General features: G+C 43.0%; 13 protein-coding genes. 1 reads left to right on the top strand and 12 read right to left on the bottom strand.

From position 1 onward, the window contains the following. Positions 1-118: 118 nt before the first annotated feature. Positions 119-577, top strand: a complete 459-nt coding sequence (locus DW650_RS13955; RefSeq protein ID WP_118210253.1) for an Lrp/AsnC family transcriptional regulator — start codon at positions 119-121, stop codon at positions 575-577. A 420-nt stretch (positions 578-997) separates the two neighbouring features. On the opposite strand, the gene DW650_RS13950 is transcribed toward DW650_RS13955, so the two are convergent. The 12 genes from DW650_RS13950 to DW650_RS13885 form a co-directional block, all read right to left on the bottom strand. Further along, a complete protein-coding gene (locus DW650_RS13950) occupies positions 998-1,336 on the bottom strand; it encodes an NAD(P)-dependent oxidoreductase (RefSeq protein ID WP_243102976.1) in 339 nt (112 codons plus the stop codon). 20 nt (positions 1,337-1,356) lie between these two features. Beyond that, positions 1,357-1,545, bottom strand: coding sequence for a RhuM family protein (gene rhuM, locus DW650_RS13945; protein ID WP_408639574.1), 189 nt, complete (start codon positions 1,543-1,545; stop codon positions 1,357-1,359). A gap of 183 nt (positions 1,546-1,728) precedes the next feature. Further along, on the bottom strand, positions 1,729-2,157 hold the full coding sequence (locus DW650_RS13940; RefSeq protein WP_243102969.1) for a DUF4317 family protein: 429 nt from the start codon (positions 2,155-2,157) through the stop codon (positions 1,729-1,731). A 63-nt stretch (positions 2,158-2,220) separates the two neighbouring features. Next, complete coding sequence (locus tag DW650_RS13935) at positions 2,221-3,321, bottom strand: Fic family protein (RefSeq protein ID WP_118210251.1); 1,101 nt, start codon at positions 3,319-3,321, stop codon at positions 2,221-2,223. Between the two features lie 123 nt (positions 3,322-3,444). Next, on the bottom strand, positions 3,445-4,800 hold the full coding sequence (locus DW650_RS13930; RefSeq protein WP_117920192.1) for a sodium-dependent transporter: 1,356 nt from the start codon (positions 4,798-4,800) through the stop codon (positions 3,445-3,447). A 66-nt stretch (positions 4,801-4,866) separates the two neighbouring features. Beyond that, a complete protein-coding gene (locus tag DW650_RS13925; RefSeq protein ID WP_117920305.1) occupies positions 4,867-6,249 on the bottom strand; it encodes an alanine/glycine:cation symporter family protein in 1,383 nt (460 codons plus the stop codon). Between the two features lie 170 nt (positions 6,250-6,419). Then, positions 6,420-8,141 (bottom strand): methyl-accepting chemotaxis protein, encoded by a 1,722-nt coding sequence (locus DW650_RS13920; RefSeq protein ID WP_118210250.1) that lies wholly within the window; start codon positions 8,139-8,141, stop codon positions 6,420-6,422. Between the two features lie 210 nt (positions 8,142-8,351). Next, positions 8,352-9,287 (bottom strand): ABC transporter ATP-binding protein, encoded by a 936-nt coding sequence (locus tag DW650_RS13910; RefSeq protein WP_118210249.1) that lies wholly within the window; start codon positions 9,285-9,287, stop codon positions 8,352-8,354. Beyond that, on the bottom strand, positions 9,274-10,365 hold the full coding sequence (locus tag DW650_RS13905; RefSeq protein ID WP_117920198.1) for an ABC transporter ATP-binding protein: 1,092 nt from the start codon (positions 10,363-10,365) through the stop codon (positions 9,274-9,276). The genes DW650_RS13910 and DW650_RS13905 overlap by 14 nt, the downstream gene beginning before the upstream one ends. Before the next feature lie 16 nt (positions 10,366-10,381). Beyond that, entirely contained in the window at positions 10,382-11,452 is a 1,071-nt protein-coding gene (locus tag DW650_RS13900) for an ABC transporter permease (RefSeq protein WP_006857402.1), read from the bottom strand. A 1-nt stretch (position 11,453) separates the two neighbouring features. Next, entirely contained in the window at positions 11,454-12,389 is a 936-nt protein-coding gene (locus DW650_RS13895; RefSeq protein WP_006857403.1) for an ABC transporter permease, read from the bottom strand. A 272-nt stretch (positions 12,390-12,661) separates the two neighbouring features. Then, positions 12,662-14,377 (bottom strand): peptide ABC transporter substrate-binding protein, encoded by a 1,716-nt coding sequence (locus DW650_RS13885; protein ID WP_118210247.1) that lies wholly within the window; start codon positions 14,375-14,377, stop codon positions 12,662-12,664. Between the last annotated feature and the right edge of the window lie 33 nt (positions 14,378-14,410).

Raw genomic sequence — 14,410 nt, 5'->3', positions numbered from 1 at the left:
TAATTATATGTATTTACAGCTGCCAAGTCAAGCCAACGTTTACTTTCAGTAACATAAATGATATGATATTTAAGAAAAATTACTATCCGAAGGATATTATTTTACAGGAGGGACACTTATGTACCTGAACGGTTTAGATGAACTGGATCAGAAGATCATCCAGTTGCTTATAGAAAATGCACGTATTTCTTACTCTGATATCGGTAAAGAAACCGGTATTTCCAGAGTGGCAATAAAAGCCCGGATTCAGGCTCTGGAGAAAAAAGGCATAATTGAAGAATATACAACTATAATAAACCCTCAAAAGATCAGCGGTGCTGTTTCATGCTATTTTGAAATTGAGACAAAACCAGACCATCTGTCGCAGGTGACAGATATATTACATAATAATGATACCGTCACGCAGATTTACCGTGTCACAGGAAGAGACAAACTGCATGTACATGCCGTTGCCTCATCAAGTGATGAAATGGAACACTTCCTGCGCACAGTCATTGATACACTTCCCGGCGTTATCAGCTGTAGCTGCAATACGATCTTATCACGTATTAAAGATATTAAAGGATTACGGCTATAGAAACCTGCTAAACAATTACTTATATTACATTTTGCTATTATTGCAACACATTATAAATCAGATTAGCACAGCCTTCAATACTGTACAAATCAGATTCGGTTCCAAACAGGCGGACAATGCTCATAGGTGCGAATTGAAAAACACAGAAAGCAGCAACGATTACTGCCGTAATTATAGCCCCAGATGGGCTGTGCACCAGTAGAAAGTCCCACAATTTTCTTCAGGATTTTTGACGACAAAGCAAAACTCTCTTTGTGGATCTTAACACTCTTAAATTTCCAAATATATACAAAATAGATGATGAACGTTAAAATCTGTCCTATGTTAGTAGCCCATGCAGCACCTTTTACCCCCAGTGAAAAACAAAAATAAATATCGGATCAAGGATAATGTTTGCGATGCAGCCTATCAACATACCAATCAAACTATACTTTTAGGACTTCCATTGGCACGTATGATACCTGCAAGCTTATCCTCATTAAGTGCTTTTGCGAGAGCCTGATTATCTACAATCGGACCTCTTGCACAGTTGATCAATATTGCTGATGGCTTCATCTTAGCAATTTTCTCCGCACTGATTAATCCATTGGTCTCTGCATTTGCCGGAGTATGCACAGAGATAATGTCACTTTCTGACAGCAATGTATCCAAATTGACATATTTAATTCCAAGTTCTTTTACTTCCTCTCGTTCATGACGCGCATATGCAAGTACTTTGGCACCAAATGCCAGAAACAGTTTTGCTGTCTTGAACCCAATCTGTCCACAGCCAATAATTCCTATGGTTTTTCCTTCAATTTCAGTTCCCGCAAGCCCATATTCTCCTTGGTGTGGTCTGCCTGATTATACACAATTTCAGCCGCAGTCTTACCGGTAATGGCATAGTGGAATTTATTCTGTATGGTGGCATAAAAATGATATGCAGTATCAGAATCTCTATCATAATCAATGCTGCACTCTGCAAAGATATCAGTTATCTGTTGCCATATTCTGCGTTCGCTGGCACGGGCTGAATGAATTAAAAGGAAGATGGCTTCTTACGGTGAAGGAATTACAGAAAACCATTATGGAGAAAGGACGGATGTTATATGAACGAATTACAGGATACTTTAGAGGAGATCATGAAGATTTTCAAATGTCAGGAAGACATGCTAGACATTCTGGAGAACGAGAAGTCTCAAAACATCTTCAGAGAAGCCAAGACAAAGGCAGACTGTATCAATGGTGCTATGGCTGCTTGACCAATCTGTGCTGTGATCCTTAAATGCAGGATACAAAAATCCGGTCTCTTTGATTCCCTCAAATAATTGCCAGATACTTCCCGGTCTTCTGCTTTCATCTGGAATCCTGTACTCTTTTAACTGTTCATTTGTCTTTGAGATCAGCACGGCTTTCGCAAGTTCTAAGTTTTTTCCCCTGTCTGATGCAGACAATTTTAAGAAACGCGTATTGAATGTTCCATCCACATATCCCTCTTCATCAAAATATGCGCCTGCGATCCGGTCTATGGATGCCCGTGCGGGCGTCATCCGTCTGGTGAGTTCTAGCATGTCGTCGCGATTGACCATTTTAATCCCCATTCCTGCGCTGTTTTTTGCACATATCCAGTTTGTGCCGGGGCACAAATCTCCATATCATAATAGCTATTTTAACTGATTTAATATCTTTTTCTCATTCATTCTCGTAAAATCGCTCAGTCTGTATGAGCGTATTCTCTCCTTCACGATCACCGGTACTAAAAAACCATTTGCCGAGAGTTTTGCACACCTGTTTATGATCGTTTTACTGGTCACTCCCACCAACTTGCTGACATCAATCGGCGCAAATTCATACAAATGTTTTTTTATCAGAAATACCAACAGCTCTTTCTCCTTCGCATTCAGATAAGACAATCCGACAAGCAGATCCTCCTCACTGGATTCCCTGGACAACTCGCATACTTTCGCGGAATATAATTCCATCATGCGCAGGAAATAATCTACCCATATCTCCGGATGCGGCGGATTATCCCTCCCGGAATAATACAGTGCCGGAAGTCCCATCTGCAAGGATCGGTAATACTCTTCGGCATCATATGCAAAATACTCTTCTAAAGAACCGATCCCATAAAACCCATATCCATTCAGGTCTAATATATACCCGGACATCAGTCTTGCCGTTCTTCCGTTTCCGTCTTCGAACGGATGGATCGCCACCAGTTGATAATGGACAACTGCAGCAACGATCAGCGGATGATCGTCTGTTGTATTCACATAATTGACCAATTCATCCAAAAGTTCTGGGATATCAATATATTCCGGCGGTATATAATCGGCATTTCCCGTCTCCGAATCATACACTGCAAACAAAAATCCCGGCGGCATGGCTCCCCTCAGCCCAATTTTTTCCTTAGATGCTCCTTTTTCCACTAACGCCTGAATCTCCAGAATCAATTCCTTAGAAAACGGGACTTTATCTTTTACCTTCTTTTCTAAAAGACACAATGCCATGAAGTAATTCCTTACTTCCTGCTCCGGCTTTAAGAAATGTCTGTGCGGATCACTTTCGATTGCGGCATCTGCCTGTCCCTCTGTGAGCGGATTTCCCTCTATTTTATTGGATGCATAGGAACTTTTCTTCTTGGAATTTTTTCTTAACTTATTTGCGGTAATACTCGGTATATGAACATTGCCCATTGAGAATTTATTTTTATCAATCTGTGATATCCTCTTTAGAATATTGTTCGTAAGTGTAACATGGATCATTTTGCTCCCTCCTGCATCATTCTATTATACCGGATTTCCGTAATTTATTCCATTAAATTTACACTATTTTTACACTATTTTTCACTATTCTTTCACTATTTTTCTCTTAATTGCTTTCCTTTTTTACACAAGCCCCTGAATCAGGATAAACAGAATCAGCAGCGGCAATATAAACTGAAAATACGGTTTTAATTTTTTGGAGATCTTAAGTCCCTCTCCCGTGTTTGCTTCGTCGATATATTTGTCAAATCCCCATCCCCACTTCGTTACGCTAAACAGCAGATAGATCAGTGAACCGATCGGTAAAAGCAGATTGCTGACGATAAAATCCTCACTGTCAAGTATATCGCGGCTGCCTATCAGATGCAGGCTGCTCCACACATTATAGCCTAATACGCACGGAATACTTGCGATTAGAATGATCACTGCGTTGATGAACGCAGCTTTCTTTCTGCTCCATTGAAACATGTCCATACAAAATGACATGATGTTTTCAAATACCGCCATGACTGTTGAAAAGCTGGCAAACGTCATAAACAGGAAAAACAGACATCCCCAGATACGTCCACCCGCCATATTGACAAATACATTTGGAAGCGTGATAAAGATCAGGCTGGGACCGGCATCCACTTCCACACCATAGCTGAAGCATGCCGGGAAAATGATCAGTCCTGACATGATCGCAACAAAAGTGTCAAGTCCACAGATCTGTGCTCCCTCACCGGCAAGTGAATGTTCTTTTCCCATATAACTTCCAAAGATCTCCATTGCCGCAACACCAAGACTTAAGGTGAAAAATGCCTGGTTCATAGCCGCTGTGATCACATTTTTAAGTCCTGTCTCTGCAACTGTATCCAGATCCGGTACAAGATAAAATTTCACACCCTCAGCTGCCCCCTGCAATGTGATACTATGCACCGCAAGAACAACGATCAAAATTAACAATGCACTCATCATAAACTTGCTTATTTTTTCCAGTCCATTCTGCAATCCCCTGCTGCACACAAAAAATCCGAGTACTACCGTAAGGATCATCCAGAATGCCATCTGCAAGGGATCCGCAAGAAGATTTCCAAATGCTGCTGCCGTGTCATCCGCTGTCATTCCGGTCAGAAATTCACCTTTTAAAAATTTGAAAAAATAAGATACCATCCAGCCAGAGACTGTCGTGTAATACATCATCAGCATATAGCAGCCAAACATTGCGATCCAGCCGTGAATATGCCATTTACTGCCTTCTTTTTCGAGTGTCTTATATCCTAATACAGCGCTGTTCCTGCTTGCCCGTCCCACAGCAAGCTCCATTGTAAGCACAGGAAGTCCCATTGCAACGAGAAAGATCAGGTAAAATAATACAAAGATTCCGCCACCGTTTTGTCCAGCCACATAAGGGAATCGCCATACGTTTCCAATTCCGATTGCACAGCCTGCGCTCACGAGTAAAAATCCCAAACGGGATTTGAAAGATTCTCTTTTCATATTTTTTACTCCATTTCTGGTTTTTTATTGTTATTAAGGTGGATTTTAAATGATATGATACACTTATTATTTTGAGGATTCAAATTCTTTTAATGCCGCAAGTGCCTGTCCGCCAAGCAGATACAGGATTCCTGTATTAAAAATGGTCATCAGTCCGATTCCTACATCGCCAAGATCCCATACAAAAGTATATGCCGCAATTCCTCCAATAAAAAGCATGACCAAGGCAAGTATCTTATACAATGTCTGCCAGATCCATTTGTCACCAAACAGATAAGCAACATTGCTTCTGGCATAAAACAGAATACCTAAGAATGTGGAGAAACTGAATAAAAACAGGGTCACTGCGATGAATATCACGCCAAATTCACCCAGGTGATAGCGCATTGCCGATTGAAGCAGATCCATGCCTTCTTTTCCCGCCACGACATTTTCCGGTGCTGTAAGCATGATCATTGCAGTACAGCTGCAGATCACGATCGTATCAATAAATACACCAAGTGCCTGTGTCAGTCCGGCGCTGACCGGCGTCTCACATTCGGCTGCTGCGGCAGCACATGGTGCAGAGCCGGAACCGGCTTCATTTGAAAACAATCCCCTTTTTACGCCATTCATAAGGACAGCGCCGAAGCCGCCGGAGACTGCCTGCCTGAGTCCAAACGCCTCCTCAAAAATCCGACCAAAAACCGCCGGAATGCTACCAATATTTTTCAGGATAATAAATATTGTAATTACAAAATAGCAGACCGCCATAACCGGCACGACCACGTCAAGCACTTTTACCGTCGCATTTTTCCGAAGGACGATCACCGCCGCAATCGCAACCAGTACGATTGTTGTGTAGAGTGGCGGAATGCCAAATGCATTTTCAAAGGATGATGCCACGGAGTTACTGATAACCTGGCTGATGCCGCACCAACAGATCAGTCCTGAAATTGCAAAAAGTACCGCGATCAGCACATGCTTTTTCTTCTTTTTTAATTTTTCTTCACAGAAATGATGGATATAATATGCGGGACCTCCGCGATATCCGCCATACAAAGGATCTTTCTCCTTGTGTAACTGTGCGAGCGTCCCCTCCACAAATGCGGTCGAGGAACCGATCAGCGCTGTCACCCACATCCAGAACACAGCACCGGCACCGCCTGCTGAGATTGCCGCTACAACGCCTACCAGATTTCCCATGCCGACTCTGGTAGCCGTCGATACGATCAGCGTCTGGAATGTGGAAAGACTGTCCTTATTTTCCTTTTTTGCCATAAGTGCTTTTATCATATCCGGGAAAAGCCTGACCGGCAAAAATCTTGTGCGGATCGTAAAATAGATTCCTGTCGGAATCAGAAGAATTACAAGTAAAGAAATACCTATGCTGCTTTCCTGCGGCAAAGGGATCGTAATCAGATCTCCCCATAAAAATGCGTAGACCTTTTCAATAACCGAGACTATCATAGTATATACCTTTTCCATCCTTAGTTTGTACTTTCTCTATCATACTATAGATTGTCTCTTTCATGCAATAAACAAAAAAAAGATCCGCAGCATAAGCCACGGATCTTGTCTACCGTTTATACCACTCATTTTTTACAAATAAAGTGCACTCCATTTTATGTCTGATATTTTTATTCTGTTAAATTTTCAGTTTCCGGAACTTTAAATTTCTGGATCATTCCCTGCAGACTCTCTGCCTCACTGCTCATCTCCTGACTGGCAGCCGCACACTCCTCAGATGTTGCAGAATTTGTCTGCACAACATCATTGATCTGCTCAATTCCCTCATTGATCTGCTGGATTTCTGTTGTCTGTGTCTCTAATGTATCCGCAATATGTGTAACGTCTTCCGTAATCAGCTTGGAGTTCTCTGCTACCTCCTCCAGCTGTGCCGCAGTCTCTTCCGCGATTATCATACCTTTTTCTACCGCATTCACAGATGTTTCGATCAGTGATGCTGATTCCTTTGCCGCCTGGGCACTCTGTTCAGCTAATAAATTTACCTGATTCGCTACAACTGCAAATCCTTTTCCTGCCTCTCCGGCCCTTGCCGCTTCAATAGAAGCATTCAACGCCAGCAGATTTGTCTGGGAAGCAATTTCATTAATTGTTGCAATAATCTTATCAATCTCTTTTGATGCCTCATTAATCTCATGCATAGAAGCAACCATTTCATGCATCTTACCATTGCTGTCTGAAATGGCATTTCCAAGTTCATCCACTCTTCCACTGATTGCTTTTGCAGATTGTGAATTTTTTTCTACCTGTTCAGAAACTCCGGCAACTGTAGCCGTCAGTTCTTCTACAACCGCTGCCTGATTCGTAGCTCCATCTGCAAGATCATTGGAACTTGATGCCACCTGGTCTGCTGCACTTGAAACCTCACTCGAAACATTTTTAATTCCTTTGATCGTTTCTGCCATACTCTTCTCAAATGACATGAAAGAATTTAAAATACCGACAAAATCTCCCTTCCACTCTACTTCCGGCTGAACATCAAAATTTCCTTCTGAGAACAGTTTCATTGCACGATCAATATCATCTACATAAGTTCCCAAAATACGAATTGATTTGCGCATACTGTGCGCCAGTCTTCCAATCTCATCCTCCGAATGATATTCCAGCGTACTGTGTAAATTTCCTTCTGTCAGTTCCTTTGCAACGTCTTCCACTGCACGTAACGGATCCAGAATTGTTTCAAGTACCTTTTTACTTGTTACCTTAGCCAGTGTGCATGCATAAACCAGACAGATAATAATACACACAATTCCTGCAACAGCAAAAATAATTGTAGTTCTTGCAGACTGCTCACTTACTTCATCTGTGATCTCATCTAATCTTATGGCAATTTCCACAAGTTTATTTAATGCAGGTGTACAACTATTAAAAATTTCATCAATCGCTTTCTCTTTTTCGCCATTTTTAATTTCTTCTATAATCGAATAACCAATGTTTCCCCAATCAGAAAGAGCAGATGCATACTCATTATATTCCTCATCCGGTAAGACTTTGGTTTTCTTTAATATTTCCAGCTGCGAATCCACTTCTGTAAGCTGCTTTTTTACAGTCTGCTCATAACTGTCATAAGCAGATGTATCATTATTTAATGCCATTTCCCTGATATTTCTCGCTGACGCATTCACATTGATCCTGCAGATTTTTACCGCCTGATCCGCAGCATTGACATCATCTATATAATGTAACATATTAGCAAATAACACACCTATGACCACGATAGAAAACAGCCCCGAAATCAACATCATAATAATGACTTTTCTGTAGCCATAGTTTATCCTTTCCTTCAAACGCATATTTTCCAATTTGTTTTTCATTGTACTCTTTTGTGACAACATAGATTGTTATTTCCTTTCTCTTTGAATTTTTTGAATTTTTACTCTTATATACCAAAATCCATTTTCAAAGTCAATAAGGTTTCGGTTTAAATTTTATATTCTATTTTTCACATAATATTCAGTACTCCCATCCCCAAAAAATTCAGCACTTTTACCAAAAAAGGAAACCACCACACCCCGGCTCCCGGTTTGTGATGGTTTCCTATTATATTATTCTGTCCATTTCTTAAATTCTTCATCCGTACATTTCACATAATGTGTCCCGGACACCAGATGATCCGTTCCTTTATTGTAATCAATGCCGGAAGTCTTGTAATCGTAGCTCAATGCCACACGATTCTTTTCCACGACCGGATTCGGTGCAGGTATCGCAGAAAGAAGGCTCTTCGTATATGGGTGGATTGGATTCTCAAAGATTTCCTCCGTTGTTCCGGTCTCTAAAAGATGTCCCAGATGAAGTACCCCGATGCGATCCGAAATATATTTGACCATGGAAAGGTCATGTGCGATAAACAGATAAGCAGTTCCGGTCTCCTGCTGGATATCCTTCATCAGGTTTACAACCTGTGCCTGAATGGAAACGTCCAGCGCAGAGATACACTCATCTGCAATGATCAGTTTCGGGTTCATGATCAGCGCTCTCGCAATTCCGACACGCTGTCTCTGTCCACCAGAAAACTGATGCGGATAACGGCTCGCATGCTCCGGCGCAAGTCCAACCTTTGCCAGAATATTTTTGACCTTTTCCTCACGCCCCGCGCGTGTCTTGTACATGTGATGGATATCTAAGCCCTCGCCAATGATGTCGCGCACTTTTTTTCTTGGATTTAAAGATGCCATCGGGTCCTGGAAGATCATCTGCATCTGTGTGCGCAGTGCCTGGCTGTTTGCCTTATTGATCTTTCCGCTGATGTCCATTCCATTGAAATTGATCTCGCCGGCAGTCGGATCATATAGTCTTATGATGCTTCTTCCGATCGTTGATTTTCCGGAACCGGATTCGCCGACCAGACCATATGTCTCACCCGGATAGATCTGGAAACTTACGTTTTCTACCGCATGCACGGTATATGTATTACTTACCTTAAAATATTGTTTCAAGCCTTTCACGGTAAGAAGAGGCTTACTGTTTTCATTCACCGTCATCGATCTTAGCCTCCTTCTTCATTCGCGCAATACGCTCTTTTAATTCAAGCGGCATCTCTGCCTTCGGTGCCCGCGGATCTAACAGCCAGGTTGCCGCATAATGCGTATCTGTGATCTGGAACATTGGCGGCTCAGCCTTGTCATCGATCTCAAGCGCAAACTGGTTACGCGGTGCAAACGCATCGCCCGGTTTCTCGTTTAACAAGTTTGGCGGCGAACCAGGGATCGTGTAAAGCCTCTCGTCCGCGGTATCAAGATCAGGCATTGCGGAGAGCAGTCCCCATGTATACGGATGCTTCGGATCATAGAATATCTCATTGATCGTACCTTTCTCGACGATTTTTCCGGCATACATGACATTGACGTAATCTGCAACTTTGGCAACCACGCCGAGGTCATGTGTGATGTAAATAACGGAAATGCCTCTCTCTTTCTGTACTCTGCGGATCAGCTCGATGATCTTTGCCTGAATCGTAACATCCAGTGCAGTCGTCGGCTCATCACAGATCAGAAGATCCGGGTTACAGGCAAGCGCGATGGCAATGACCACACGCTGTCTCATACCACCGGAGAGCTGATGCGGATAGTTTTTCATACGTTTTTCCGCATCCTCGATGCCAACCTCTTTTAAAAGTTCTACTGCCTTATCCCAGGCTTCTTTCTTCGGTGTCTTAAAATGCCAGATCATACCTTCCATGATCTGTTTTCCGATCGTCATGGTCGGATCAAGACTTGTCATCGGATCCTGGAATACCATGGCAATTCTTTTTCCATTGATATGGCGTCTGATCCACTTTTTATCTTTTGTTAAAATGTCTACCGTCTGCGGCGTTCCATCCGCATGATGATAGGAAAATTCTATGGTACCGCCTGTTACTTTCGCATTGGATGCCAAAATACCCATGGCAGCTTTCATTGTTACGGATTTACCGGAGCCGGACTCACCAACGATCGCAACTGTCTCGCCCTTCATCAGGTCAATATTGACTCCACGGATAGCGTGCACGCTTCCTGCAGTCGTCTGAAACGTAATATCCAGGTCCCGTATTTTTAAAATCTGTTCTTTTGTCTCTGACATATACGAATCCCCTTTCTTACATTTCTTTCAGCTTCGGATCTAATGCTTCACGTAAACCATCTGCTACAAGGTTAAAGCTTAACATCAGAAGCGCCATTACAACGATCGGCGGAATGATCTGGTACGGATGTGTGGTAAAACTGTTAAATCCTTCGGAGATCAGTGAACCAAGTGAACACTGCGGCACCGGAATACCAAGACCTACGAAACTTAAGAACGCCTCGGTAAAGATCGCTGTCGGGATGGAGAACATTACCTGTGTAATGATCGGTCCAATGATATTTGGCAGAACTTCTTTAAAGATAATAAAGAAATTTCCTGCTCCAAGTGTCCGTGATGCAAGTACAAATTCCTGCTCTTTTAATTTGAGCATCTCAGCTCTTGCGATACGGCTCATGCCGACCCACTCTGTCAGCATCAATGCAAAAATAATGGTAAGCATACCCGGCTGCAGTACTAATAATAAAAGAGTTACGATAACAAGACGCGGAATACCGTTCGCGACCTCCAGAAACCGCTGCATGAACATATCGACTTTCCCGCCAAAATATCCGGAGATCAGTCCATAGCTCATACCGATCACCATATCGATGATAGCGGCTGCTACGGCGATAATCAGGGAAACGCGTGCGCCGGACCAGGTACGTGTCCAGATATCACGTCCGAAGTTATCACTTCCGAACCAGTAGTAAAGATCATCTAAGCCTTTTTCTTCATAGTAATTGATCTTTTTTGTTCCGGTCGTTGTTTTCATGCCCTCACTGCCATCGAAGATGCCAAGTTTTTCAAGACCTTTTACCCTCGGTGCAAAGTTTTTCTGTGTCAGTGACTGTTCGGAGTAACTGAAATCATTCATCCCCGGGCCAATAATTGCAAATACCGTAATGATAATGATCAGGATCAGACCGATCACTGCACTGATTTTTTTGAAATAGCGGATCAATACGTCTTTCCAGAAACTCTGTGCTGCAAAGTTGTCATCTAACGCAAGTTCGCCATCCGTATGTTTAAATTTAAAATCCGCCTCGACCGGTATGTAGCCGGCAGCATCATTTCCCACATTCATGGTATTTTCCTGTGACACCATATCAGTCTCCTTTCTTTGCCAGACGAATTCTCGGGTCAATGATTCCGTAAAGGATATCTACCACAAGCATGATGGCAATGTACATTGCAGAATAAATAAAGCTTAATGCGATAACCACGTTGTAGTCGTTCGACTGAATGGCATTTACCAGAAGACTTCCGACACCCGGTATTGCAAATATTTTTTCAACAACCAGAGAACCGGTCATCAGATCGACAATCAGCGGTGCAAGCACGGTGATGATCGGGATCAGTGCATTTCGCAGTGCATGTTTAAAAATCAGCGCTGAACCCGAAATTCCTTTGCTCTCCGCAAGCAGCATATAATCGCTGCCGAGTACCTCAAGCATTTCACTTCGTGTAAAACGTGCAATCGACGCCATCGTAAACATCGAAAGTGAGATACTAGGCAGCACGCTTGATCCGAAAATATCGCTCTCCGAAAACAGCATCGGGAACCACCCTAATTTAAATCCGAAGTTATAGCTGAGTGCCAGCGCGAACACATACGACGGTACCGACACACCGATAACTGAAATGATCGTCGCTAACGAATCCCATATCGTGTCATGTTTTAATGCCGCGAGAAGTCCAAGCAAAAGCCCGACCACGGCACCAATCAACACCGCATATCCTCCGATACTGATGGAGATCGGAAGTCTTGTCTTTATCAACTGGGAAATTGGTGTATTCTTTGAGATATTGTAGCTTACGCCAAGGTCTCCTTTTAACATATTGCCTACATATTTCACAAACTGTACCGGCAACGGCTGATCCAGTCCATATTTCGTATACAGCGCTGCTCTCTGGTCTGCATTTAACTTCTCATCGTTGAATGGAGAACCCGGCATCAGCTGCATCAAAATAAACAGAACGAGCAAAATTGCAAGCAACGTAAACAAAGACGTTACAATTCTCTTAAGTGCATATTTTTTCACGTTCTAATCCTCCTTTAGTTTTGCGGAGCAAAATGCGACTGCCTTTGCAGGAGCAGAGGATTTTCCTCCTTGTTTTCCGAAGGAAAATGCGACTGCCTTTGCAGGAGCAGAGGATTTTCCTCCTTTAGTTTTGCGTTCACGACATAGGAAATTCCTGCCTCATTTCCTATAGCGTCAACAATATGATGAAATTGCCGCACCAAAGTTTTGCACTTTAGTGCGGCTATATTCATTTTCCTGCAAAACAGAATATTTACTGTTTCAACACTTTTTTATTCGGTCTTTACAGCATCTTTGTATACACGGTTGATAGCTACCGGATGATACTCAACGCCCGTTACTTTAGAAGAAAGCATCTCTGCGTTGCACTGTGTGTAAAGCGGATAAATAACTGCCTCATCCATAACAATCTTCTCAGCATCGTAGAGTCTTGCCCAGCGTCCCTCTGCATCTGTGCAAAGATCACCGGTTGTACACTCATCAATGATTGCATCGTAATCTGCGTTGCTCCACAGACCGTAGTTGTTAGAGTTATCTGTTACCCACATTCCAAGATATGTCATTGGATCTGCGTAGTCCGGTCCCCAACGTGTTAAACCTAACTGGAAGTTACCGTTCTGCATGTCTTCCACACGCTGTTTCTTCGGCTCAACAACCAAGTTTACGGTCAGTCCCGGAAGAGCTGTCTCCCACTGCTCTTTTAATACCTGCGCTACTTTCTGAGGTGCGTCATCTGCATCTACTACCATGTCTAAAGTGATCTCAGATTCACCAAGTTCCTCTAAACCTTTTGCCCAGTAATCTGCTGCTTTTGCAGTATCATAAGCACATACATCAGAGAATTTTGTCTGATCTTCGGAGAAGTCAGATCCGTCCGGACCTGCTGCGAACTGCATTGGAACTGCTGTGTATGTAGAAGCAGAACCATCTTTTAATACATCTGCTGTGATGGAATCACGGTCGATTGCCATTGTCATTGCAAGACGGATATTTAAGTTTGCGAGTTCAGGAACAGAATTCATATTCGGGCTGACATACCATAAGTAACCGGCACCAACGGTTGTGAATTCAGGATCATCTTTTACCTGATCAACCTGCTCACCGTTTACTAATGTTGTATCAAGCGCTCCTGTCTGGTAGCTCATTAATGCCTGCTGTGAATCCTGGATTACCTGATAACTTAATCCGGAAAGTTTTACTCTGTCGGTATCATAGTAGTCTGCATTTTTTGTTAAATGGAATGCAGTTGCTGCCGGCTGATAAGAATCCAGCACAAATGCACCGTTTGATAATACTGTCTCAGGACTTGTTGCAAATGTATCTCCACAGGAAGTAAAGAACTCCTCATTTACCGGATAGAAAGTCGGGAAATACATCAGAGAAGTGAAATAGCTGACTGGTACATTCAGTTCAACCTGAAGTGTATTGTCGTCTACTGCTGTCACACCAAGTTCACTCTTGTCTTTCTCACCTGCGATGATCTCTGCTGCATTTTTGATCTGACCGATATCGCTTAACATATATGCATACTCTGATGCGACATCCGGATCAACAGCTCTCTGCCATCCGAATACGAAATCTGCTGCGGTAACCGGTGTGCCGTTGCTCCATTTTGCATCGGTACGAAGATGGAATGTATAAGTTAAACCATCGTCTGATAAATCATAGCTTTCTGCAATTGCCGGAACTGCCTGTCCGTCTGCATCCATCTGCATCAGACCGTCGGTGTAATCAGCGATTACCTCAAAGGATGTTCCGTCGGTAGCCTGCTGCGGATCGAGTGACTCGACCGGAGTTTCAAGCATAACATTCATGTCTGATGCGCTTGCTGCGGCATCTGTTCCTGCAGCATCACCTGCTGCGCTGCCTGTCTCTGTGCCTGTGGTCGTTCCCTGTGTTGCAGAAGAACTGTTCCCGCCACAGCCTGCAAGACCAAGCATCATTGTTCCGGCCATCAACATAGCCAAAACTGCTTTGGTTTTTTTCATAATAGTAATCCTCCTTGTTTTTGCGAAGCAAAA

Origin of the sequence: Roseburia sp. AM23-20 (assembly GCF_003470905.1) — a bacterium.
Lineage (GTDB): Bacteria > Bacillota > Clostridia > Lachnospirales > Lachnospiraceae > Roseburia > Roseburia rectibacter.
This window is presented reverse-complemented; position numbering and strand designations above follow the sequence as displayed.